At 29.3% G+C, this 23498-nt stretch carries 22 protein-coding genes; 13 read left to right on the top strand and 9 right to left on the bottom strand.

Features of this window, described 5'->3' with window-relative positions:
- The first annotated feature begins 48 nt into the window (after positions 1-48).
- From ymfI to ACTNBA_RS11235, 5 genes are all read left to right on the top strand, one after another.
- On the top strand, positions 49-786 hold the full coding sequence (gene ymfI / locus ACTNBA_RS11255; RefSeq protein ID WP_441074114.1) for an elongation factor P 5-aminopentanone reductase: 738 nt from the start codon (positions 49-51) through the stop codon (positions 784-786).
- An 84-nt stretch (positions 787-870) separates the two neighbouring features.
- Positions 871-1206: a hypothetical protein gene (locus ACTNBA_RS11250; RefSeq protein WP_441074112.1), complete on the top strand. Its 336-nt coding sequence runs from the start codon at positions 871-873 to the stop codon at positions 1204-1206.
- 90 nt (positions 1207-1296) lie between these two features.
- A complete protein-coding gene (locus tag ACTNBA_RS11245) occupies positions 1297-1983 on the top strand; it encodes a response regulator transcription factor (RefSeq protein ID WP_441074111.1) in 687 nt (228 codons plus the stop codon).
- Positions 1984-3381 (top strand): HAMP domain-containing sensor histidine kinase, encoded by a 1398-nt coding sequence (locus tag ACTNBA_RS11240; protein WP_441074110.1) that lies wholly within the window; start codon positions 1984-1986, stop codon positions 3379-3381.
- A complete protein-coding gene (locus ACTNBA_RS11235; RefSeq protein ID WP_441074109.1) occupies positions 3378-4769 on the top strand; it encodes a hypothetical protein in 1392 nt (463 codons plus the stop codon). Before ACTNBA_RS11240 ends, ACTNBA_RS11235 begins: the two co-directional genes overlap by 4 nt.
- A gap of 67 nt (positions 4770-4836) precedes the next feature.
- Here ACTNBA_RS11235 and ACTNBA_RS11230 read toward each other — a convergent pair whose 3' ends face one another.
- Positions 4837-7836 carry a vitamin B12-dependent ribonucleotide reductase gene (locus ACTNBA_RS11230; RefSeq protein WP_441074108.1) on the bottom strand — a complete coding sequence of 1000 codons (3000 nt, stop codon included), beginning with the start codon at positions 7834-7836 and terminating at the stop codon, positions 4837-4839.
- 484 nt (positions 7837-8320) lie between these two features.
- Between ACTNBA_RS11230 and ACTNBA_RS11225 the strand changes: the two genes are divergently transcribed.
- The 6 genes from ACTNBA_RS11225 (at position 8321) to ACTNBA_RS11200 (ending at position 11611) form a co-directional block, all read left to right on the top strand.
- On the top strand, positions 8321-8833 hold the full coding sequence (locus ACTNBA_RS11225) for a gamma carbonic anhydrase family protein (protein WP_441074191.1): 513 nt from the start codon (positions 8321-8323) through the stop codon (positions 8831-8833).
- Positions 8834-8929: 96 nt separating this feature from the next.
- A complete protein-coding gene (msrC, locus tag ACTNBA_RS11220; protein ID WP_441074106.1) occupies positions 8930-9427 on the top strand; it encodes a free L-methionine (R)-S-oxide reductase MsrC in 498 nt (165 codons plus the stop codon).
- Between the two features lie 38 nt (positions 9428-9465).
- The gene (locus tag ACTNBA_RS11215; protein ID WP_441074105.1) at positions 9466-10302 is read left to right on the top strand and encodes a CvfB family protein; all 837 of its coding nucleotides are present in this window, start codon (positions 9466-9468) and stop codon (positions 10300-10302) included.
- A gap of 147 nt (positions 10303-10449) precedes the next feature.
- The gene (locus ACTNBA_RS11210; RefSeq protein ID WP_346879563.1) at positions 10450-10896 is read left to right on the top strand and encodes a DUF2975 domain-containing protein; all 447 of its coding nucleotides are present in this window, start codon (positions 10450-10452) and stop codon (positions 10894-10896) included.
- A gap of 38 nt (positions 10897-10934) precedes the next feature.
- On the top strand, positions 10935-11114 hold the full coding sequence (locus ACTNBA_RS11205; RefSeq protein WP_035133168.1) for a helix-turn-helix domain-containing protein: 180 nt from the start codon (positions 10935-10937) through the stop codon (positions 11112-11114).
- Positions 11114-11611, top strand: coding sequence for a hypothetical protein (locus ACTNBA_RS11200; protein ID WP_441074104.1), 498 nt, complete (start codon positions 11114-11116; stop codon positions 11609-11611). The genes ACTNBA_RS11205 and ACTNBA_RS11200 overlap by 1 nt, the downstream gene beginning before the upstream one ends.
- Positions 11612-11664: 53 nt before the next feature.
- Here the strand turns inward: ACTNBA_RS11200 and ACTNBA_RS11195 are convergent, their stop codons facing one another.
- From ACTNBA_RS11195 to ACTNBA_RS11170, 6 genes are all read right to left on the bottom strand, one after another.
- Positions 11665-12714 (bottom strand): tetratricopeptide repeat protein, encoded by a 1050-nt coding sequence (locus ACTNBA_RS11195; RefSeq protein ID WP_441074102.1) that lies wholly within the window; start codon positions 12712-12714, stop codon positions 11665-11667.
- Between the two features lie 361 nt (positions 12715-13075).
- Positions 13076-14362, bottom strand: coding sequence for a helix-turn-helix domain-containing protein (locus ACTNBA_RS11190; protein ID WP_441074101.1), 1287 nt, complete (start codon positions 14360-14362; stop codon positions 13076-13078).
- 190 nt (positions 14363-14552) lie between these two features.
- The gene (locus ACTNBA_RS11185; protein ID WP_441074099.1) at positions 14553-14687 is read right to left on the bottom strand and encodes a hypothetical protein; all 135 of its coding nucleotides are present in this window, start codon (positions 14685-14687) and stop codon (positions 14553-14555) included.
- A 393-nt stretch (positions 14688-15080) separates the two neighbouring features.
- Positions 15081-17732: a cation-translocating P-type ATPase gene (locus ACTNBA_RS11180; protein WP_441074098.1), complete on the bottom strand. Its 2652-nt coding sequence runs from the start codon at positions 17730-17732 to the stop codon at positions 15081-15083.
- Positions 17733-18063: 331 nt separating this feature from the next.
- Positions 18064-18612, bottom strand: a complete 549-nt coding sequence (locus ACTNBA_RS11175) for a chromate transporter (protein WP_441074097.1) — start codon at positions 18610-18612, stop codon at positions 18064-18066.
- Entirely contained in the window at positions 18613-19179 is a 567-nt protein-coding gene (locus ACTNBA_RS11170; protein WP_035133113.1) for a chromate transporter, read from the bottom strand.
- 100 nt (positions 19180-19279) lie between these two features.
- Between ACTNBA_RS11170 and ACTNBA_RS11165 the strand changes: the two genes are divergently transcribed.
- Positions 19280-19702 (top strand): DUF327 family protein, encoded by a 423-nt coding sequence (locus ACTNBA_RS11165; protein WP_150846056.1) that lies wholly within the window; start codon positions 19280-19282, stop codon positions 19700-19702.
- A 128-nt stretch (positions 19703-19830) separates the two neighbouring features.
- On the opposite strand, the gene ACTNBA_RS11160 is transcribed toward ACTNBA_RS11165, so the two are convergent.
- The gene (locus ACTNBA_RS11160) at positions 19831-21735 is read right to left on the bottom strand and encodes an NAD(+) synthase (protein WP_441074095.1); all 1905 of its coding nucleotides are present in this window, start codon (positions 21733-21735) and stop codon (positions 19831-19833) included.
- Between the two features lie 33 nt (positions 21736-21768).
- On the bottom strand, positions 21769-22482 hold the full coding sequence (locus ACTNBA_RS11155; RefSeq protein ID WP_441074094.1) for a flavin reductase family protein: 714 nt from the start codon (positions 22480-22482) through the stop codon (positions 21769-21771).
- A gap of 391 nt (positions 22483-22873) precedes the next feature.
- Here ACTNBA_RS11155 and ACTNBA_RS11150 point away from each other — a divergent pair, with 391 nt between their 5' ends.
- The gene (locus ACTNBA_RS11150; RefSeq protein ID WP_346848559.1) at positions 22874-23443 is read left to right on the top strand and encodes a TetR/AcrR family transcriptional regulator; all 570 of its coding nucleotides are present in this window, start codon (positions 22874-22876) and stop codon (positions 23441-23443) included.
- The last annotated feature ends 55 nt before the right edge of the window (positions 23444-23498 follow it).

Below are 23498 nucleotides of genomic sequence, written 5' to 3'. Positions count from 1 at the left end.
GTTAAAATAACTACAATGGGAATTAAAGAAGTTTTAAGAGGTATGAAAATGAAATTAAAGGGAAAAGTGGTAGTAATTACAGGAGGAACAAGAGGTATAGGTAAGGGAATAGCCTTAGAATTTGCTAAAGAAGGAGCAATATTAGTACTAAACTATTTTAACGATGATGAAAGTGCAAGGGAGACTTTAAATGAAATTAGTTCCATGGGAAATTATTGTACTTTATTTAAAGGCGATGTAAGTAATTATAACTTTTCTAAGGAATTAATAGAATATACTCTAGAGAAATTGGGAAGAGTGGATGTATTAGTAAACAATGCAGCTATTTCTAAAATAGGACTATTTATGGATGACACTGAAGAAGATTTTGATAAAATTATGTCTGTAAATTTTAAGTCAGTATTTAATACTACAAACTCTGTGGTTAATCATATGATTTCAAGAAAAGAAGGTAACATTATTAATATATCATCAGTTTGGGGAGGTGAAGGAGCTGCCTGCGAAGTTTTATATTCTGCATCAAAGGGAGCTATAAATTCCTTTACAAAGGCCTTAGCTAAGGAACTAGCATTAAGTAATATAAGAGTAAATGCCATAGCACCAGGTGTTATCGAAACTAAGATGAACATGTGGATGAAAGAGGAAGAAAGAGTAGAATTAACAGAGGAAATACCCATGGGGAGATTTGGAAGTGTATCAGAAGTGGGAAGAGCTGCTGTATTTTTAGCTAGTAAGGATAGTAGCTACATCACAGGGGAAATACTAAATGTAAACGGGGGCTTTTAAATTTACCTTTAAAATAGATAATAATTTTAAAGTCAGATAATATATAATTATTTAATTGATACATATAGAAAGGAATTAGAATTTATGAATAGTGTTGAGATGAAAACATTAATAAAAGTTATATTTGTATGTATACTGTTATTTATATTTTCTCCATTGATTTTTGGAGTTTTAGGAATTGTATTCAAAGGAATTTTATGGCTTATTCTAGGGATTGTAATTATAATAACCCTTAGTATAATGTACTTAAAATATAAGGTGAAAAAGGAAACCAACGAATTTTATTCTTCTAATGAGAATGGAAGGCCACAAGGTAGCAATAGTTCCAATGTAACTCCAAACTCAGAATCTTATATAGACTATAGTGATTCTACTATTGTAGATGTAGAAGAGTATGAAGAAAGTAATGATAAGGAATAATAGTTAAAGAGAAAATAAGAATTACGAACAAGAAGCACCGATGTTAATTTATTTTACTATTGGTGCTTTTGTACATTAGAGGTGAATATAATGAAGAAAATATTATTAATTGAAGATGAAGAACATATAAGAAAGTTTGTAAAGATAAGCCTTAAGAGAGAGGGCTTCCAGGTAGTAGAAGCAGAAACTGGAGAACTTGGTATTGAAGAAGTTGCAAAAGAGAGCCCTGATATTGTAATACTTGATATAATGCTTCCTGGAATTGATGGATATAAAGTATGTGAAGTTCTAAAGAAAAGTTATCCACAGATGGGAATAATAATGCTTACTGCCAGAGCGCAGGATGGGGATAAAATTATGGGATTAGAGTTTGGTGCAGATCACTATATTATAAAGCCCTTCAACCCATTAGAGCTTATAGCTATTATTAAATCTTTACTTAGAAGAATGGAACTAGGTAATGGTCTTAAGAGTAGAGAAATTATATCTGGAGCTTTTAAAATAGATTTAGATAGTAAGGTACTATACAAAAGTGGAGTAGAGATAGAATTAACCCCTAAAGAATATATGCTTATAAAAATGTTTATGGAAAATCCCAACAAGGCCTTTAGTAGAGATGAACTTCTAGATATGGTGTGGGGCTATAATTACATAGGAGAAAATAAAATAATTGATGTAAATATAAGACGTATTAGAAGTAAGATCGAAGATAACTCATCTAAACCTAAATATATTGAAACTGTTTGGGGAACAGGATATAAGTGGAGGGAAGATTAAGTGAAATCCTTAAAAACTAAGATTTCTAGCAGTAATATAATTGTAATAGCTATAACCATATTTATTGTTCAAATTATGGTTTACATAGCTATCAAAGGATATTACTATAGCAATCTAGAGGATACTATATATGGTCAAATTAAGATATCATCAGATTTTTATAATACATACTTGTCCTCCAATACTGTAAAAGAGAATATATTTAATGATAATGATACATTTTGGAGTAATACGGATTGTAGAGTTCAAATAATAGACTTAGAAGGCAATGTTATGATGGATTCTTCAGGATATATTTCAAAGGACAGAATATTAACTCGAGAAGTTAAAGCAGCAGCTAGTGGTGATACTCGAGGAGAAGCAAATATATATCAAAATGAAAATAATAATGAAAAGATTATTTGTGTAGCATATCCACTTTTTTTTGACACAGATGTAGATGGAATATTGAGATTTAGTGCCTCTACTGAAGGTATAGATAAAAGCATAAGGGAAATATTGTTTATAATAATTTTATTAGGTATACTAGTGATTTCCATTTCTTCTACTATAAGTTTATTTATTTCGAATAGTATAATGAAGCCTTTAAAACTAGTCTCTGTGGGAGCAGAAAAGATGGCTAAGGGTAACTTTAAAGAGAGTATACCAAATTACTCTAAAGATGAGATAGGAAGCTTAGCTGATACTCTAAACTATATGTCTGAGGAGATACTAAAAAATGAAAGACTAAAGAATGAATTTATATCATCTGTATCCCATGAACTTAGAACACCTCTAACTTCTATTAAAGGCTGGGCCATTGTGTTAGAGTCCTCAGATTTAGAAGATAAAGAAGAAGTAAGAGAAGGTCTTAAAATTATAGAGTCAGAAGTTGAAAGATTAACTTATCTAGTAGAAGAATTATTGGACTTTTCAAAGTTAATTTCAGGTAAAATCACTTTAAGAAAAGAAGTGATAAGTATAGGTGAGTTTACTCAAGATATATTAAGACAATTAGAACCTAAACTACTGTCTAGAGGAATAGAGGTCATATTTGAAGAACTACAGGTTAAGCCTATAGAAGTTGATAAAAATAGAATGAAACAGGTTTTAATAAATATTTTAGATAATGCTATAAAGTTTTCACCTAATGATTCTAAAATAGTAGTTAAGCTAGTAGAAGATGAAAAATATTTAACTATATCAATTAAAGATTATGGCTATGGAATTTCTAAAGATGAACTACCTCATGTTAAAGAAAAATTTTATAAGGGAAGAAATATAAATGCAAGCAATGGGATAGGACTCTCTATATGTGAAGAAATTATAACTCAGCATGGCGGACTTTTAAAGATAGATAGTGAATTACAAAAGGGTACAGAGGTTATTATAATGTTACCTAGAGGAGATATGAGATGAAAAGATTAATAAGAATACTGATAACTTTTATGTTAGCACTTATTCTTACTGGTTGTAATAAATTTAACATAGAAGTAAAGAAACCGAATAATGATTCTATTTTAAAGGGACAATGGCAAGTTAAAAATTATGTGGGAATTACAGAAGAGGAAGTATTTAATTGTAATTTATTAGACAGCAAAGTGAGTTTTAGTAATGAAGAAGTATTTATGTTTGATAAGGCATACAAGAACATAACTTATAAAGCTAAAGTAGTAAATGGTGAACAATACATTTATAATACTATAGGTTTTATACCTGATTATTTAAAAGATACTAAGGAAGTAGAAATTGTAACCATATCATCTAAAAATACATATTTAAAGGAAGTTATTGTTATAGATAAAGGTATATTAGTAATACAGGACGATGTTCTACTTTATCTTGAAAAGATAGATAATAATCCTATGGAGAATATCAATGAAAAAACTGGTGTAGATGAAACAGCAGATAGTGAGAAAATTAGTAATGGAGTATTAATAGGCATTAAAGATAAAACTGATGAGGGATTTACATATAAAACTCTTTGGATAGCCTATGATGGTAAAAAAATATATAGTAAAGAGGTTCCATTCCTACTTTTACCACGTAAAAATGGATTTTTTAAGGTTTCAATTCATAGAGAATATATTGAAAACAATTATAAGGATAATATAGAATTTGTATTTTTAAGTGGCAATCCATCTGAAAAGCAAGCGGATCTAAAGATAAGTAAAGAACCAAATATAAATGTATCTAAAGAGATAAATTTTATAGGAAATGATTATATAAGTATTAAAATTCATGAAGAAGGAGAAGATCATAGGGCGGAAAAGTTAGGGACATATTTAATTGATACTATGAATATGGAAGGTAAAGGAGCAGTTTCCTTAGGAAATATTAGTGAACAGAAAAATATAACTAAGTTTAATAATGAAGCACAAGGACTTCATATAGAAGATATAAATAAGTTTACAGATGTTTCTATCAAAAGAAATCAAGGAAGGTGGCAGATTTATACTGTTCATAGTAAAAAGGATGAAAGTATTGAAAATAATATAAATATTCCTTTAAAAGTATCTAAGAATGTGGCTAGGTATGACAGGCTATTTACATCATGGCAAGGAATCAAAAATCAGGTTCCATCTGCAGAGGATGCATTGTCATCCCCTAATAAAAATATGACTATAATAAAGACAAAATCAAGTTTATATGGATATAAAATAGAAGATGGAAAAATCAGTGAATCACCAGAGTTAACTATTTCTTTAAATGGTGATGAGGAGATAGTTATGGCAGAATGGGCCATGGCAGAATTTGTAGGATATTGGACAGAACAAGTGAATTCATTACTTAAGTCAAGTAAATAGTGTAGTATATAAACAAAGGAAAAGCCAGGCAATAATTTGCCTGGCTTTTTAGTTATCATGTATAATTTTAGCTACATCCAGTGGTTGTTCCACAATCTTGACAAACCTTACATGTACCATTTCTCACTAAGTTTGTACTTGAACAGTTTGAACAAACCTCGGAGTAAATACGCTCACCTTTTATTTCTGATTTCCCATGGTCAATAGAAGTAGTAGATACTTCATTATGATGAATTGTTGGTTTTACCATATCCTTAGGGTTAGGTTTGATTTGGCAACGAGAATAGTCACCAAGCTCAATATCTATAACTTTGCTGATTAAGTCAGAGATGGAGCTAACATGCTTAATGTAAGGATGTTTTTGTACAAATCCATAAGGTTCATATTTTTGGCCTCTGAGCATTTTAGCAATATCTGCTGCAGGAACATGATATTGTAGCATTACAGAAATAGATTTAGAAAGAGAATTTAAGAGTCCAGTTATTATAGTTCCTTCTCTATCTGTAGTTATATAAATTTCAGAAATTTCCCCATTTGTTCTTCTATTAACTGTAGTGTATATTTTAACATCATCTATTTGAGCAGGATGAGTAGTTCCAAATCTAATACCAATTGGTTTTTCACGAGTAAATACAGTAGATGAAGTAGTCTGATTTTGTAGTTCTTTAGCTTTAGATAAAAGCTCTTCATAAGTTAGCTTTTCTAAATCTGCATCATTTTCTTCTTCTAAAACTGTATTTAAAGGTTGACTAGCTTTGCATCCATCTCTATAAAGAGATATTCCTTTTACCCCAAGGTTCCAAGAATCAAGGACGACCTTTTTAAAGTCATCTACAGTAGCTGTTTTAGGTAGGTTTACCGTCTTAGAAACTGAACCAGATATAAGAGGTGTGATGGCAGCCATCATTAGAACGTGTCCCATAGGCTTAATATATCTCTCACCACTTCCACATTTGTTTGCTGTATCAAAAATGTGAATATGTTCTTCTTTAAGATGAGGAGCTCCTTCAATTTTACCATCTATAATTTTTTCATACTCATATCCATTTTCATTAACCATTTCTTTTCTAAGAATATAATCTACTATGTCTTTAATTTCATCTTGTGAATATCCAAGGTTATCAAGGGCATCTTCTATAATTGGATTTACTATAGTCATAAATCCACCACCGGATAATTTTTTATAAACAAAGTGGGAGAAGTATGGTTCAATAGAAGTAGCACCACAATCCATAGCAAATGAAATTGTTCCAGTTGGAGCTATTACAGATACTTGAGCATTTCTATATCCAAATTTCTCACCATACTCTATAGCTTCTTGCCAAAGAGTTTTTAAAAGTTCAGATAGCTCAGTATTACCTTCTGCCTTAAGAATTTCATGATTAACTTCCACAGGGTTATAGTGAAGGTCTTCGTATTCACTATCTAGCGCTCCTGCAACCCTTCCATGATTTCTTATTACTCTAAGCATTGCATCTTTATTAATGTCATATTTTTCGAATGATCCTACTTTTTCAGCCATAAGGGCAGAAGTAACGTAAGAAGCTCCAGTAAGCACTCCAATTAGGGAGGCAGTTAATTGTCTAGCTTCTTCTGAATCGTAAGCATAACCCATTACCATAAGAAGCGAAGCTAGGTTTGCAATTCCAAGACCTGTTGTTCTAAACATATATGTTTTTCTTGCAATATCTTCTGTTGGAAATTGACCCCAGTGAACAGAAGATTCAAGCATAAGTTGTAGTAAAGATACCATATGAACATATCCATCTAAATCAAATACTTTACTATCCTTGTTATAGAACTTATATATATTAATTGAAGCTAAGTTACAAGATGTATCATCTAAGAAAGCATATTCACCACATGGGTTAGTAGAATTTAATCTATTATGCTTTGCACCAAAGTCTCCATCTTCACCACCGGGACATGTATGCCAAGCGTTGAAGGTATCATCAAATTGAGGTGCTGGGTCAGCACATTGCCATGAAGCTAAGTTGAATTCATCCCATAGCTCACTCACTTTAACCTCCTTATTAATTTTTTCATCTATTCTTCCCTTTAAAGTTATTACTTCATCTGGGTTTTCAGATAGATTCTCAACTTTTTTCATAAACTCATCGCTGAATCTTATAGAGTTATTACCGTTTTGACCAGATACAGTTTCATAAGCTTCACCTTCAAAGGAAGCGTCGTAGCCCATTTTACCTAAAGCACGAACTTTATCTTCTTCTCTAGCCTTCCAATTTATAAATTCTCTAATTTCTGGGTGATCTATATCAAGACAAACCATTTTAGCTGCACGTCTTGTAGTACCACCAGATTTTATAGTTCCGGCGTTTCTATCAAAGCCCTTTAAAAAGCTCATAACACCTGAAGAAATTCCACCAGCAGAAAGCTTTTCGTCTTTAGCTCTGAGAGTTGAATAGTTAGTTCCACATCCAGAACCACCCTTAAATAGTTTAGTTTCTGTTACATATTGCTCAGAAATTGAATGAGGTCCTAAAAGTTTATCTTGTATAGATAAAATAAAGCAAGCAGAAGCTTGAGTTCTAGTATAGTTATCTACGCTTTTAACAACTTTTTTTAAGTTCTCATCATAATAAAAATGACCTTGATGTTCACCAGCTATGTCATAAGAAAGCTTTAATCCAGTATTAAACCATTGGGGTGAATTTGGTGCATACATTTGATTTAAGAAGCAATAAACTAATTCATCATAAAGTATTGTAAACTCCTCATCATTAGTTATTAAACCTTCATCCTTTAGAGATTCGCACCAAAAATTAACTAATCTATGTGCCACCATTTTAAGACTATTTTCATAACCTAATTCATTAGGTACTAAGGCTCTTTTAAAATATTTAGAAGCGATTATATCACAAGCATTTTGTGAATAGTGAATTGGAAATTCTAAGTCCTTCATATCTACGAGAATGGTACCTTTTTTATAGTCTTTTAAAATTACGTCAACTTTTTTCCACTGGAATAAATCGTATACTGTCAAATTTTTATTAGTCTCTAACTCTTTTGTGTAGTATCTTTTTATTATATTGTTAATACTCTTCATTATAAAAGCTAATCACACTGTTATGATTAGCAAGTCACCCCCTAAATACTTCATATACTATATATTGTGTCCGAAATGTGCTTTTGCACTATATGTTGTATTATATTATATAATTTTTTTTCATACAACTATTGAAATTTCCATTAAACTGTGCTTGTTCACACCTGAAAATAGCCTTAAATTAAGTAGATTTCAGTAACCTAACCACTTCAGCTGATTAACTAATAAAATTTTATGACAAAGTTATAAAATTTATTACAATTTAATATAATTTCATAATACATATGGAAAAATAAATACATAATTCAGTAATTACGTGAAGAATAATAGGAAAAAATAAATTATTACACAATAGACTTTTAAATTATGGTATCATTACCTTATATAAAAAGATAATAATTATTGATGTGTTCATATAGTTTTAGGAAATTAAAATGGTTGAATAAAAATTATGGAAATTTCAAGCATGAAGGATGGATGGAAAATGATAAAAGCAATTAAAGGAAATATACCAATTATAGATGATACATGTTTTATAGCAGAAAATGCAACGGTAATAGGGGATGTAACTATAGGAGAAAATACTAATGTATGGTATAGCGTGGTAATTAGAAGTGATATGGATACCACCATTATAGGAAAAAATACTAACATTCAAGAAAATTCTACAGTACATAATGATTTTGGAATATCAACTAGGATAGGAGATGATGTTACCATAGGTCATAACTGCATAATTCATGGGTGTAATGTAGGAAATAATGTGTTAGTAGGAATGGGGTCAATAATACTAAACGGAGCTGAAATTGGAGATAATACAATTATAGGAGCAGGAAGCCTTGTAACTCAAAATAAAATAATCCCAAGTGGAGTATTATGTATAGGAAGCCCAGCTAAGGTGGTAAGGGAGTTAACAGAAGAAGAAATTAAATCTATAAAGTCTTCAGCTGAGCATTATGTTAATATGGGAAGAGAGCATAAAGAAATTCAAGAGTAAAATAAATGCTATTGAAACAATATAAGTTAGTCTTATAATAAGCAATTTGAATTTTATGTAGTTTTAGATAATAAAATTATGCTAGGAGAGATAATTTTGATAAAGTTAGATGTAATAAAAAAAATGACTACAGAAGAAAAATATAAATACATGTTAATCCTCTTAGAAGGCCAGTTAAGTTCGGAAAAAGATATATATGCAAATATTTCTAATGCATCTGCGATTATATATGCTATTTTTGATAAACTAAATTGGAGTGGATTTTACTTTGTAAAAAATGAAGAGCTAGTTTTAGGGCCATTTCAAGGTTTACCAGCTTGTAATAGAATAGCTATAGGAAAAGGAGTATGTGGAACAGCAGTAGAAACTAAGAAAATTCAAAGAATAGATAATGTTCATGATTTTCAAGGACACATTGCCTGTGATTCGGCATCAAATTCTGAAATAGTAATTCCAATAATAAAAGATGATGTGGTTTATGGAGTACTAGATATAGATAGTTATGAATTTAACACATTTACAGAATTAGAAGAGAAATATTTAATAAAATTTGTAGATAAGCTTAATAAATATGTTGATTGGAGTCAATTATAAATATAAGCAAAGTTTTCAAAGTGGATAGGAGAAAATAAATGATAGAATTAGGAAAAATTAATACTCTTAAAGTATCAAGAAGTTGTGAATTTGGATATTATTTAGATGCAGAGGGAAAGACAACTTCTGAAGACATACTAATACCAAAGGGAAATATAGTAGGTGAAATAGACGTAGAGGATGAAGTAGATGTATTTGTATATCGAGACTCTAAGGATAGACCTATAGCTACTATGAAGCCAGTAGAAGCTCAAGTAGGAGATTTAGCTTACTTAAAAGTAGTAGATAAGACTGGAATAGGATACTTTATTAGCATAGGTATAGAAAGGGATGTATTAGTTCCATTTAGGGAAGCACCCGTTGAATTAGAAGTAGACAAAAAATATTTATTTTATCTATATGTAGATAAAACTAACAGAATAGCTGCAACAACTAGAGTAGATAGATACTTACATGATACTACTCATTATAATGTTGGAGAAGAGGTAGAAGGCGTAGTTTATGGAAAACATTCTAATGGAAATTTAGTTGTAGCTATAGACAATACATTCAGAGGAATTATATTAAAAAGTGAATGTTATGACGACATTTCCATTGGTGATAAAATAAAGGCTAGAGTAAAGAAATACTTTGATGATGGTAAAATTCAAATCACCACAAGAAAACCTCGTCTTGAGGAAATGGGAGAATTAGAGGAGGTTATTCTTAGCTACTTAAAGAAGAACCAAGGTTCAATGAGATTTAATGATAAGTCTAATCCAGATGATATAAAAAAATATTTTAAGGCTAGCAAGAATGCCTTTAAGAGATCTTTAGGGGCACTGATGAAAAAAGGACTTATAGAGCAAGATGAAAATGGTACTAGGTTAAAATAAAATATGAATAAAGTTAAAAGCTATCTCAGAATTATTTTGAGGTAGCTTTTTAAGTAATATAAATATTTATTGAATAACAATAAATATTTATTGACGTAAAAAGCCTCTTGTGATAAGCTTTGGTTAGAGGTGATAAATTTGAAAAATATGTTATTTAGAAAGATACTATATATTGTATCAGTTTTATCCGTAGTTATAACTATAATAGCTGGAGCAACATTACCTAATATAGTAAATTGGTATCTTAGTAATATATCTACTGCTGGGTTAGATATAGGCGGAGGAATAAAAATATTCTTATATATAACTTATATACCATTTTTATTAATACTTATTTCAGTAATGAAATTAAGTGGAAAGCTATTAAAAGGAAGTCCTTTTTGTAAAGAGAGTATAAAGTCGCTAAAGGTGATAAGTATATGCTCATTCATAGCTTTTGTTACTTATTTAGCAGGAACAATATTCTTATATAAGAATTTAATTTGTATAGTTATAACTTTTGCTACCATGATGGTATTTATCATTTCTTCAGTAGTAAGAGAACTTATAAATAATGGAATTGAACTACAAGAAGAAAATGATCTTACTATATAAGGAAGGTGGATTAATTGATAATTGTTAACGTAGATGTAATGATGGCTAAGAGAAAAATGAGTGCTACTGAACTTTCAGAAAAAGTTGGCATAACCATGGCTAACTTATCTATTTTAAAAAATAATAAGGCTAAGGCAATAAGATTTACTACATTAGAAGCTATATGTAAGGCCTTGGATTGTCAACCTGGTGATATATTGGAATATAAGGAGGAGTAATGAATAAGAAAGTTTTAGCTACATTATTAGGGAGTGTAGTTACGATAATTTTACTATTAACTTATATTAAAGTAAGACCTATAATATTTCCAACATATACAGAATGCCTAGAAGCCAATTGGAACATAAAATTACCTAAACCAGATAAAGTAACTCTCATAGGAAGTACTAGAGGGGGTTTTGGCGGTGATGGAGATGAAATTAATGAAGTAATTTACCATGATGAAGAAGACTTAGAGAAATTAAATAATTCTTTTCAGTGGTTTAACTATGAGGAGATACCTTTTAGAATATCCTATGATGGTATTATGCTATTGGAAGATAGAGATAAAATAAATCATAAGGAAATTAGTAGATCTGATGGTAATCCTGAAAAGGTACTAGAAAAACTAAGCAAAGAAGCTAAATATTTTTATATGGATAAAGATAATAAAGATGATTTTATTGTATTTATTTTAAAAGGTAATACTTTAGAAATATACGAATCTTATAGATGAATTAAGACGGAATAAAAGGATTGGAACTTCCAATCCTCTTATTTCGTCTTAATTTATATATTATTTACTCGGAAAATAGTGTCTAACTTATTATATCCAATACCATCAGGCAAAAGGTTAGAAAGTTTTGAGTATATCTCCATAGTTATATTAGGATCAACATCTTTAAAGTTTTCTATCATTTCAGAATAGAGAGTTCTAAGTTCTTCAATATCATTTAGTTCTCTATATATTTGTTCTAAAAGATTATAGCCTAGTAGTAAATTTTCAATATCAGAATATTTTTTAGCCAACTCTACTCCATACTCTATTCGAGAAATAGCTTTCTTATATGCACCTTCTTTAATGTAGAATTTTGCTATGTCCATTAACGTATTAGCAAGATTAGGTTTATCATGTGATGTTCTAAAGTGAATAGCTTTATTAAAATACTTTAGGGCAATATCATTATTATTTTCATTTAAATAAGCTAATGCCAAATTATTATATAAATAACCTTTATAAATTCCTAATTCAGGCCCAAAGTTATGAAGAAGTTCTTTATATAGAGTTATAGCTTGGAAAGTTGAATTTTTTCTAAGATAACAGTTAGCTTTTAAAATTGTTCCTTGAATATATAGGGTTAGTTCAGTATTAATATCAACAGCACCTAATAATTTATCTATATAAAGAATAGAATTATCAAAATCATCTAACTTTTTATAGGTTAAAGCTATATTATAGGTACAATTATAATAATTATTTTTATCCTTATTTTCTAAGGTAAAAGAGTGGCATGTACATAGATATGCTAAGGCCTCTTCATAACAAAGAGTTTTGATTTTACACTTAGCTAATTTATTATATATAAATATCATATCATCATCTTTTGTAGAAATAGCATTATATAATTCTAAGGTTTTAGCATAGGACTCAAAAGCTTCATTAAATAGACTTTTATCATATAGAAGGTTTCCCTTTTTAATATATAGAGAAGGAAGTATATCTATCAACTTATTAAGTTCTCCAATATGAATTGCCTCATCAAGTTCATCATCAGTTAAGTTTAACCTAAGTTTATCCGTGCAATAAGTTCTAGCTTTAGTTTCTTCACTTAATATCAAATCATTCATCCCCTTATTCAAGTAAAAGAAAAATCCTTTTACTTATATTTAAGCAAATTAAATTATATTCATATATATTAGTCTATAGTAACTTAACAATTAGTGCAACATTTGGAAAATAGAAATGAAATGAAATTATTAATAATGAAATACTATGTATATCATAAAAATATAAGGAGAATTTTATGTATAAATAAAGAAAGATGGTAAAATTAACTATATAGAAATTAGTTGTAACTATAAATCCTATGTTGTCATCATTATGTCATTTTTTGAACATGAAAGTTTTAGAAAGTTATAATAATTTATATGATTGTAAAAAGATATGTATTTTAAATAAAAAGTGATTCAAAACTTTGAATCACTTTTTAAAAGATTTTTTTATATTTTTAGCTTCGTATAGAATTTCTTTGGATTTATCATATCTTTCCATTTCTATATAAAGTAGAGATAATTTAATATAGATATTTAAAATTTTAACTAAATCTGCATCTTTAAAAATTTCTATTAATATAAGATATATTTCTTCAAGTTTATTATTATCACTTAATTTTATATAAATTTCTTCCAATATAGAGTAGCCTCTTATTAAAAACTCTGCATCAGAATATTTCTCAGATAAAGCTATACCTTCATACAATAGTTCTAAAGCTTTATCATATGAATTTTCTTTTACATATGCAGAAGACATATCTATAATACTACGATTTATATGTTCAATATCATGTACTTTTTTTAAGTTAATTGATCTATTAAAATAGTCAATAGATTTATCTATTTCATTTAATTCACAATAAATCAATCCTATGTTATTGTAAATCATTCCTAAATGAACTCCAATATTTTCACTAAAGTTATTTAGAATATCAAAATATATAGTTAAGGCAAGGTGGTAATCTTTCTTGTTAAGATAACAATTACACTTTAAGATAACAGCAGATATATATAAATCAAAATTGTGGTTAGCATTACATAAAATCAGCAACTCATCTATATATATAAGAGCATTATCATATTCACTTGATTTTTTATATGCAAGAGCTATATTATATAAACAATTTCTAAGATTAGTATCGTCATTAAACTCTTTACAATAGGAATAGGCTTTAAATAAATATGTGAGAGCTTCTTCATAGGATAGAGTCATAATCTTACATTTAGAAAGCTTAATATATGCAAAAGATTTATTACTGTTATCTTTATTATCATTATGAATTTCTAGTATTTTATAGTAATATACAAAGGCGGTATTATATGAATTTTCATCATATAGTAGATTTCCCTTTAATAAGTAAGATTTTAAAAGTATGTCTTCTAATTTGTATTTTTCACCTATTTTTATAACTTCATCTAAATTTTTATGACTTAAGGTTAAATCTAATTTCATATGACAATAGTTTCGTGCTTCTTCTTTTTCAGGAAGAAGTAAATAATTTACATCTAAATTTATATTAGTTTCAAGCTCATCAGCTTTGTTTTGCATAAACTTAAGATAATTTGCTAAGGTTAATCCGGTAAGATTTCTTTTATCGCTTTCAACCATACTAATATAATTTCTAGAAACACCGATTTCTTCTAGTTCTACTTGTTTGATATTTAATTGTTGTCTGAGAGCTTTTAATCTTTTTCCAGGACTTAAGAAATCCAAATCCTTCACCTCCTTAGTTAAATAAATGCAATCAATTATATTTTATAGGTAATTATATGTAAAGGCAATGCATAATTAGTTCCAGTATATGTATTATATTTCCTGTTTGCTTATTATACAATTAGTTTTTTTAGTTATATCTATAATAAAAATTTATTATAGATATAACTAAAATTTAATCAGCCAGTAATTATAAATTTTTAATAATTATAAAATTTTTACCAATTGGACCAGGATCAGCTTCAGATAAAATTGAAATTCCGATAAAAGCAGTTAAAGTTAGTGCACATAAAAATACTATACCTTTAGTAAGTTTAGTTTTCATAAAATTCACTCCTTTTAATATTTATATTAAGCTTTACAATTATGAACAAGATAAAATTGAGAATTATTTTAATGCACAATGTATCTTAAATAAGTATTTAATTAATAGTTTTATTACAAAATATTACTTAGATATCAATATAAGTTGAATATTGGTATATATTAAAAATACATTTGCAGTAATTAATTATATTTTATAACATAATATGTATAATTACAATAATAAAATATAAAAAGAAACAACAAATTTACGTCATAAATCTCTCCTCATTGTATAAATATGTATAAAAATGAAAAAGTAATTAAAATGTATTATAATTTAAATGTAACTCATAAAAGACATCAATACTGCCCTTTATGAGTTACTTGTAATTTTATTGAAATTTGTCTTTTTTTATTTATCTTTGATAAATAGTTTAATTATTTCATTTATAACTAAAGGTATTAAGCTTAGAACAATAACAAGTCCCCAATCTGCTAAAGTTAGTGGTATAACATTGAACATTCTAGCAATTGGCGGTATATAAATAACTGCCATTTGTAATGCGATACCAACAACCATTGCATAGATTAAATACATATTTGAGAATAAACCAATCTTAAATATGGATTTATCAGAGCTTCTCATATTTAAAGAATGAATCAGTTGAGTTCCACTAAGAACTACAAAGGCTATAGTTTGAGCATGCATCAAAGCTTCAGGATTGTTAGCTATGTTAACAAGAGTAACTCCGGCATCTCCGTATTTGTTAACTCCATAAATGAAACCTATAAGGGTTAATATACCAATCAACACACCGTTAAATAAAAGAGTAAATAAAGAACCCTTAAATAAACTATCCTTAGGACTTCTTGGTTTATGTTTCATAACATCCTTATCACCAGGGTCTACACCAAGGGCAAGAGCTGGGAAGGAGTCTGTTATAAGATTAACCCATAATATATGAGTTGCATTAAGTGGTGCAGCCCACCCGAAGAGAATACCAAAGAATAGAGTAACAATCTCACCAGCATTACACGAAATTAAGAATATTACAGATTTTTTTATGTTATTAAATATATTCCTACCTTCTTCAATAGCTGCTACTATGGTAGAGAAGTTATCATCTGTTAATACCATGTCAGAGGCACCTTTAGCAACGTCAGTACCTGTGATACCCATAGCTACACCAATATCAGCAGCCTTTAAGGATGGAGCATCATTAACTCCGTCGCCAGTCATAGATACAATATTTCCTCTAGATTTAAAGGCTTTAACTATTCTAACCTTATGCTCAGGAGATACTCTAGCAAAAACTCTTAGATTTTCACATCTACTTGCAAGTTCTTCATCAGTTAAGTTATCTATGTCAGCACCACTAGCTACTTGGTTTATATCCTCTGCTATAGATAGTTCCTTAGCAATGGCAAAGGCTGTATTTTTGTGGTCACCAGTAATCATTATAGTTTTTATACCAGAAGTTTTACAAATTTCTATAGAGTCTTTAACCTCTAGTCTAGGAGGGTCTATCATACCAACAAGACCAATGAAGGTTAAATCCTTTTCCAACTCATCAACTTCTACATGGGTAGAGTTAACAGTTTTAAAAGCAGCACCTAGAACTCTTAAAGCATCGTCTGACATAGCTGTAGCAACTTTTAAGAAACCATTTTTAATTTCTTCGGTCATAGGTACAACTTCACCATTAATATAAGCAGAAGTACATATATTAATAAGATTATCAGTAGCACCCTTAGTCATTACATTAAATTTATCTTCATAAGAGTTTACCGTAGTCATTAGTTTTCTGTCAGAATCAAAAGGTATTTCATCAACTCTTTTATGAGTTTTATCTAACTCTTCTTTAAATACATTAAACATATTTCCCATATCTAAAAGTGCTATTTCTGTTGGATCTCCAGTTTTTGATGTAGCCGTAGAAGTAGCATCATTACAAAGGACTATGCTTTCAAGTAAAAGTTTTTCACCATCATTATTTATGTTAAACTCCTTAACTTCTTTTAGTTTATTATCTGTAAAGTATTTAACTACTGTCATCTTGTTTTGAGTTAATGTACCAGTTTTATCAGAGCATATAATATTCACAGAACCTAGAGTTTCTACAGAAGGTAATTTTCTAATAATAGCATTTTGCTTTATCATTCTTTGAACACCTAAAGCAAGAACTATAGTTACAATAGCAGCAAGACCTTCAGGAATAGCCGCAACAGCAAGGCTGATAGAAATCATGAACATATCAGTAACAGCTCTATCTTGTAATAAACCTACTGCAAACATAACAGCACAGATACCAATAGCAGCAATACCTAAAACTTTTCCCAGTTGTTCAAGTTTCTTTTGAAGAGGTGTAAGCTCATTTTCACCTTCATCAAGCATTTTAGCTATTTTACCAATTTCAGTATTCATACCTGTAGCTACAGCTATACCTGTAGCTCTACCATAGGTAGCTAAGGTAGACATAAATACCATGTTCTTTTTATCACCAAGAGATACTTTTTCATCTTCAAGGATAAGATTTGCATCCTTGTCTACAGGAACAGACTCACCAGTAAGGGCAGATTCTTCTACCTTAAGGTTAGCACTTTCTATAAGACGGATATCACAAGGAATAAATCTACCTGCATCGATGATAATTACATCACCAGGTACTACTTCCTCTGAAGGAATTTCTACTAATTCTCCATTACGCTTTACTATAGCCTTTGGTGTTGATAATTCCTTTAATGCATCAAGGGCCTTCTCGGCTTTAGACTCTTGAATCATTCCAACTGTTGCATTAACTAAAATAACAATACCGATAATAATTGCATCACTTATTTCTTTTCCTACAACTACAGATAGTATGGCTGCAACTATAAGGATATAAATTAGAATATCATTTAGTTGTGCAAAGAATAGTTGGACTTTAGTTTTTTTCTTTTTTGATGCCAGTTTATTAGACCCATACTTGGACCTAATTTCCTCAACTTGAGATGAAGTAAGACCAGTATCTGGGTTGGTGTTAAACTTACCTATAACATCGTCAATAGAGTCATTAAAATACATAAAATCACCTCATAATTAATAGTGTTAAGCCATACTCTAAATCTAAGATTTAGTTAGTAAAACTTACATAGATTTAATAAAAGTAAAAAAATATTCTTTTATTAATATTTGCAAAAACATAAACACATATGTAGGTAATGTATGTAAAAAGAAAAGACTCATATATAGCGTAAGCACTATACATGAGTCTCATTATTTAATGCAAAGCCAGACTTAAAGCCAAGATGTTGACATTGCCATAGGATAAACCTACTAATTACTCCCTCATATGTAATTATATTTTATATATAAATTATAAGGGATGTACTAATAAATTACAAGATATTTTTTATTAAAATTTAGCAAACAAATTAGGTATCATTCCATAGAATAATATACCCAATAATGCTGCAATAACAATAATTAATATAGGATGAATTTTAGTTTTATATAGTAGAAAACCAATAATTGCAGCTATTATTAAACTGTTTAAATCTCTATAGGACTCATAGCTAAGAGTTATAAATACAGAAATTATAAGTCCAATAAGAGCAGGTCTCATTCCTTTTAAGGCATGAGCTAGTATCTTTGAATTTTTAAATTTATTAAAGAAGTAATTAGCAAAGGATATGAGTATGAAGGATGTAGTGACAACCCCTAGTGTAGATAGAACACTTCCTATAATTCCGCCAGTTTTATAGCCTACAAAGGTTGCAGCATTTATAGCTATAGGACCCGGAGTCATTTGAGATATACCTATGATATCCATGAAATCAGTTTGAGATAGCCAAGCATTGTTGTCCACAATTTCCTTTTGAATTAAAGGAAGCATAGCGTATCCACCACCAAAGCCGAAGGTTCCAATTTTAAGAAAGGCTAAATATAGCTTTAGGAATAGCATCTAATTTTCCTCCTTTGTATTTTTATAATTATCAATGTGGTGATTTCTATTAATATATATCCCATATACAGCAGCAATAAGAATTAAATATACTGGATTTACATTCATAAATACACTAAGAATTACAGTAATTATTACAATAATTATATTAACAGCTGTTTTATCTAAAACCTTTGCTAAGCTATTTACACCTACTAAAATTAGAAGAGGAACGGCAGCATTGATGCCTTTAAAGATAAGTTCAATGACATAAAGGTTTCTAAATTTACTAAAGGCCATAGCTATAATTACTATAATGATAAAAGAGGGAAGAGCTACACCTAAAAGTCCTAAGATAGCTCCTAGAACTCCATTAATTTTGTATCCAATGAAGGTACAGCTATTTATTGCTAAGGCTCCAGGGAAGCTTTGAGATATAGCTATTATATCTATAAATTCATCTTTGTCTATCCAATGGTTTTTATCTACAACTTCTCTTTCAATAAGTGGAATCATGGCATAACCACCACCAAAGGTAAAGGCACCTATCTTAAAGAAGGTTATAAACATATTAATTAAAGTTTTCATAATTGCCTCCTAAATTAATTTAATCTGTAAATAGTAAGAAAATATAGCTAAAATCCTTAACCTTATTTATAATATAATTAAAGGACAAGGGGGTGTTCACATGGAGATATCAAAAGTAGGAAGAAATACTCCAATACAAAGAGAAAGTAAAGTTGTAAATAACAAACAAGACTTCTCTAAAAATTTTAGCTTTGCTAGAGAGCAAAAATCAGAAGAAGATCTTAAGAAAATGCTTAAAAATATAAAATCTAAAGGTAGCAGACTTGTAATTTCAAAGTGCTATGCTGATGTTAGAGCTTATAAAAAAGAAATAAAAGAATATCTAGAATCAGTACTTTCATTTATGTATTCCATAAAAAAGGATATAAGCTTTTGGCAAACTCAATACTTTGTTACAGTAGAGACTATTGACAATAAATTAGAAGAACTAACACAGATGCTACTTAATGAAGAACGAGAAAACTTAGATATAGCTAGCACTATAGATGAAATATCAGGTCTCATTGTAGATATTTATAGATAATTATAAATTAATATCTCTAATTATCTTCATTATTAAGTTATACTATAATTTAATATTTTACATATTAAGTTAAGGACCACTGGTAATAAATAGACAATTACCAGTGGTATTTAATTATATTTTTAAAGTTAAAGAAATCCGTTATAGCTAGCATCTGATGGCATTCTTAAATCTCCTCTTGGAGAAAGGCTTATAGATCCAACCTTAGGACCATCAGGTAGAGCTGAACGCTTAAATTGTTGAGTGAAGAATCGAGTCATAAATTTATTAAGCCATTTACTAATTACTTCGTCATCATATATCCCCTTAAAGGCAGCCTTAGCTAAGAATTCTATACGTTCCTTAGAAGCACCATGCTTCATGAAATGGTATAGGAAGAAATCGTGAAGTTCATAAGGTCCTACAATATCTTCAGTCTTTTGAGTAATGTTTCCATCTTTGTCCTTAGGAAGTAGCTCTGGACTTACAGGGGTATCCAAAATATCAATAAGGATTTTACTTATCTCAGGAGTGCTTTCATGGTCAGCCACATAATCTACTAGGTATCTCACAAGGGTTTTTGGAATAGAACAGTTTACAGAATACATGGACATATGATCTCCATTATAAGTACACCAACCAAGAGCTAACTCAGATAAATCCCCTGTCCCAATTAACAGTCCACCTTCTTTATTAGCAAGGTCCATAAGAATTTGTGTTCTTTCTCTTGCTTGAACATTTTCGTAGGTTACATCATGTTGCTCTACAGGATGACCAATATCTTTAAAATGTTGTAGGCAAGCAGGTACAATATTGATTTCTCTTAAGTCTGTACCTAGATACTTGCAAAGATCTAAGGCATTATTATAGGTTCTATCTGTAGTACCAAAACCAGGCATAGTAATGGTCACAATATTTTCTCTAGGCATTTTCAACATATCAAAGGTTTTTACTACCACTAGAAGAGCTAGAGTAGAATCAAGACCGCCAGAAATTCCTATAACTGCCTTCTTTAAGCCAGTATGCTCAAATCTTTTAGCAAGAGCTGAAGTTTGAATATTAAATATCTCTTTAGATCGTTTATCTCTTTCAAGAGGATTACTAGGTACAAAAGGATGTTTATCTATATATTTATCAAAATTATTAATAGCTATATTGTTAAAATCAAAGTATATAGTTTCCATATCAAAAGGAATTAAAACTTTATTATCTCTAAAGCTTATATTTTTTAATCTTTCAGCCTTTAATTTATCTACATCAATAATTGCTGTAATAATTTCATTTTCGCGATTAAATCTTTCATTTTCAGATAAGATTCCACCATTTTCACTGATTAAAAGATGGCCACTAAATAATACATCAGTAGTAGATTCAAAGACTCCACTAGAAGAATAGATATAGGAACTCATACATCTAGCACTTTGATTTTTAATTAAGGCTCTTCTATAGTCAGCCTTGCTAACTAACTCATTAGATGAAGATAAATTACATATTACATTACAACCAGCTAAAGATAAGAAGCTACTTGGTGGAATAGTAACCCAAAGGTCTTCACAAATTTCCACTCCAATACTAATATCACCACTTCTAAATATTAGGTTAGTTCCAAAATATATATTGTCTTGGAAAGGAAGTTTAACTATTCTAGAAGTTATATTAAGACCACTGCTAAACCAACGTTTTTCATAGAATTCAGAAGCATTAGGTAAGTAACTTTTTGGAACAATACCTAAAACTTTACCATTAAAGATAAGATAAGCTGCATTATAAAGCACATCATCATATTCAAAAGGAGCACCTACAGCAAATAAGATATCTCTTCCTTGAGAAAATACACAAAGATTTTCAATAGCTACTTCTGCTTTTTTTAGTAGTTTTTGTTGAAAGAATAAATCAGCACAACTATAGGAGGTTATAGATAATTCAGGAAAAACTAAAATTTTAACTTGTTCTTCTATAGCTTTTTCAACACATTTTTTTATTTCATTTAAGTTAAAGTCAACATCTGCTACCTTAGTAATAGGACAAGCAGAACCAACCTTTATAAAGTTCATTAAACATCGCACCTTTCATATTAAAGATATTTCTTATATACGAGTTCTTTTTTTAGTTTTAGTTTTTTTAGGTTTATTACTCTTAATATTTTTTTTATTATGTAATTGTTCTTTCTCCACTATGGCAGTTTTTGTGGTTTCATTATGTTTTTTTATGCCTTTATTTTTAAGTTTAATAGTAGCTTTTTTAGCCACAGAATATCCGAATTTTCCAATAGGCTTGGGAGCTAACCTAAAGTATTCACCATGAGAGTATGAAAGTAGGTCTCCTTTATCAAAGTGAATTTTTCCTTTTTCATCGATAAGTGTATTCTCCACATGGCAGTTAACTATTTCAGCTAAAAATAAATCATGGGTACCTAGGGGAGTTATAGATTTTACTACACACTCAAAGGCAACTGGACATTGATTAATAATACCGCAGGAAATATCCTTAGCTTCACTGAGAGACAAGTTCATATCCCTAAACTTGTCATTTGTTCTTCCACTTTTAACTCCACAGTAATCCACAGCTTTAACTAGATTACTAGAAGCTAGATTTACTACAAAGGAACCAGTTTGTTTTATATATTCATAGGATAATCTTTCAGGACGAATAGCAACTGTAATCATAGGTGGCTTAGTACAAGCTGTACCTATCCAGCCTACAGTAAATACATTATCCTTTCCTTTAGAATTTCTACTAGTTATCATCACTGCTGGAACAGGATTTAGCATAATACTACCCTTAAAAGTAGTTTTAGCCATAATATCACATCACTTTCTAATTTTAACATAAACCTAATATAAATAAACTTAATTATTTTTGTCTCATATGTATTATATAGCAAGTTGGGTATATTTATCAAAAATAATAACCATCTAAGCTATAGATATTTATTATAGTACAATAATTTAAATTAATTTTTAATTTTGATTACCCGTTTTAGTAGGTGTAAGAAATTTTGGGGAATTTTAAGTGTAAACAGTGTGTTTTTATTCATAACTTTATATTATAATATAAATATAGGGAAATTCTTAACTTATATAAGGAGAATTTAGCTTCAATGAGTTAGGCTAAAATAACAAGACATATTGACCTATAAAAAAAATTGATATATAATTAACTTGAACGTGGTTCAAACAAGGAGTAGATATAATGAATAGGTTCTCAGAAAACCCAAGAGAGATTATACTTAAAGGAGCAAAAGAAATTGCCTTAGAAAATGGAATTGCAGCAATAAATATAAGAGCTGTAGCCAGTAGATGTAAAATTTCAGTAGGTACAGTTTATAATTCATTCTCCACAAAAAGTGAATTAGTGTTAGCGGTTGTTGAAGATTTTTGGAGAGAGGCCTTTACTGATTTTCATACATGCTTAATGGGTGAAAAAAATATTTTTGAAAAGATAGAGCTATTATATAATAATATTTTTGTTTACTTAGATAAATTTCAAGAAAATTGGATAGATCAGTTATCTTTATTAAGTAGTAGTGAAAAATCTCTAGGAAGAAAAAAAGAACACGAATTTTTTAAAAAAGTTAGTGAAAGTATAGTTAATCTCTTAGATTCAGAAGATAATATTAGTGATGAAACTTGGACAGACAATTTAACTAAGGAAAAAGTGGCTAAATTTATTTTTAGCAACATGTTAGTTATGCTTAAGGCTAAGGAAGAGGATATAACTTTTTTTATAGAAGCATTAAAGAGAATTATTTATTTTAAATAAAGTTAAATAAAAATGCTGTATTAACTTACAGCATTCTATATACTTAAAAAATGAA

It is taken from the genome of Clostridium sulfidigenes (assembly GCF_052067195.1).
Lineage (GTDB): Bacteria > Bacillota > Clostridia > Clostridiales > Clostridiaceae > Clostridium_J > Clostridium_J sulfidigenes.
The sequence above is the reverse complement of the archived record's forward strand: the minus strand, read 5'-3'. Positions and strand labels throughout refer to the sequence as shown.

Coding starts and splice junctions, on each gene's coding strand:
- ACTNBA_RS11150 (WP_346848559.1), top strand. CDS start 22,874: ATGAATAGGTTCTCAGAAAACCCAAGAGAGATTATACTTAAAGGAGCA.
- ACTNBA_RS11175 (WP_441074097.1), bottom strand. CDS start 18,612: ATGCTATTCCTAAAGCTATATTTAGCCTTTCTTAAAATTGGAACCTTC.
- ACTNBA_RS11205 (WP_035133168.1), top strand. CDS start 10,935: ATGATGGCTAAGAGAAAAATGAGTGCTACTGAACTTTCAGAAAAAGTT.
- ACTNBA_RS11155 (WP_441074094.1), bottom strand. CDS start 22,482: ATGGCTAAAACTACTTTTAAGGGTAGTATTATGCTAAATCCTGTTCCA.
- ACTNBA_RS11230 (WP_441074108.1), bottom strand. CDS start 7,836: ATGAAGAGTATTAACAATATAATAAAAAGATACTACACAAAAGAGTTA.
- ACTNBA_RS11210 (WP_346879563.1), top strand. CDS start 10,450: ATGTTATTTAGAAAGATACTATATATTGTATCAGTTTTATCCGTAGTT.
- ACTNBA_RS11170 (WP_035133113.1), bottom strand. CDS start 19,179: ATGAAAACTTTAATTAATATGTTTATAACCTTCTTTAAGATAGGTGCC.
- ACTNBA_RS11250 (WP_441074112.1), top strand. CDS start 871: ATGAATAGTGTTGAGATGAAAACATTAATAAAAGTTATATTTGTATGT.
- ACTNBA_RS11245 (WP_441074111.1), top strand. CDS start 1,297: ATGAAGAAAATATTATTAATTGAAGATGAAGAACATATAAGAAAGTTT.
- ACTNBA_RS11180 (WP_441074098.1), bottom strand. CDS start 17,732: ATGTATTTTAATGACTCTATTGACGATGTTATAGGTAAGTTTAACACC.
- ACTNBA_RS11160 (WP_441074095.1), bottom strand. CDS start 21,735: ATGAACTTTATAAAGGTTGGTTCTGCTTGTCCTATTACTAAGGTAGCA.
- ACTNBA_RS11215 (WP_441074105.1), top strand. CDS start 9,466: ATGATAGAATTAGGAAAAATTAATACTCTTAAAGTATCAAGAAGTTGT.
- ACTNBA_RS11185 (WP_441074099.1), bottom strand. CDS start 14,687: ATGAAAACTAAACTTACTAAAGGTATAGTATTTTTATGTGCACTAACT.
- ACTNBA_RS11165 (WP_150846056.1), top strand. CDS start 19,280: ATGGAGATATCAAAAGTAGGAAGAAATACTCCAATACAAAGAGAAAGT.
- ACTNBA_RS11225 (WP_441074191.1), top strand. CDS start 8,321: ATGATAAAAGCAATTAAAGGAAATATACCAATTATAGATGATACATGT.
- ymfI (WP_441074114.1), top strand. CDS start 49: ATGAAATTAAAGGGAAAAGTGGTAGTAATTACAGGAGGAACAAGAGGT.
- ACTNBA_RS11200 (WP_441074104.1), top strand. CDS start 11,114: ATGAATAAGAAAGTTTTAGCTACATTATTAGGGAGTGTAGTTACGATA.
- ACTNBA_RS11235 (WP_441074109.1), top strand. CDS start 3,378: ATGAAAAGATTAATAAGAATACTGATAACTTTTATGTTAGCACTTATT.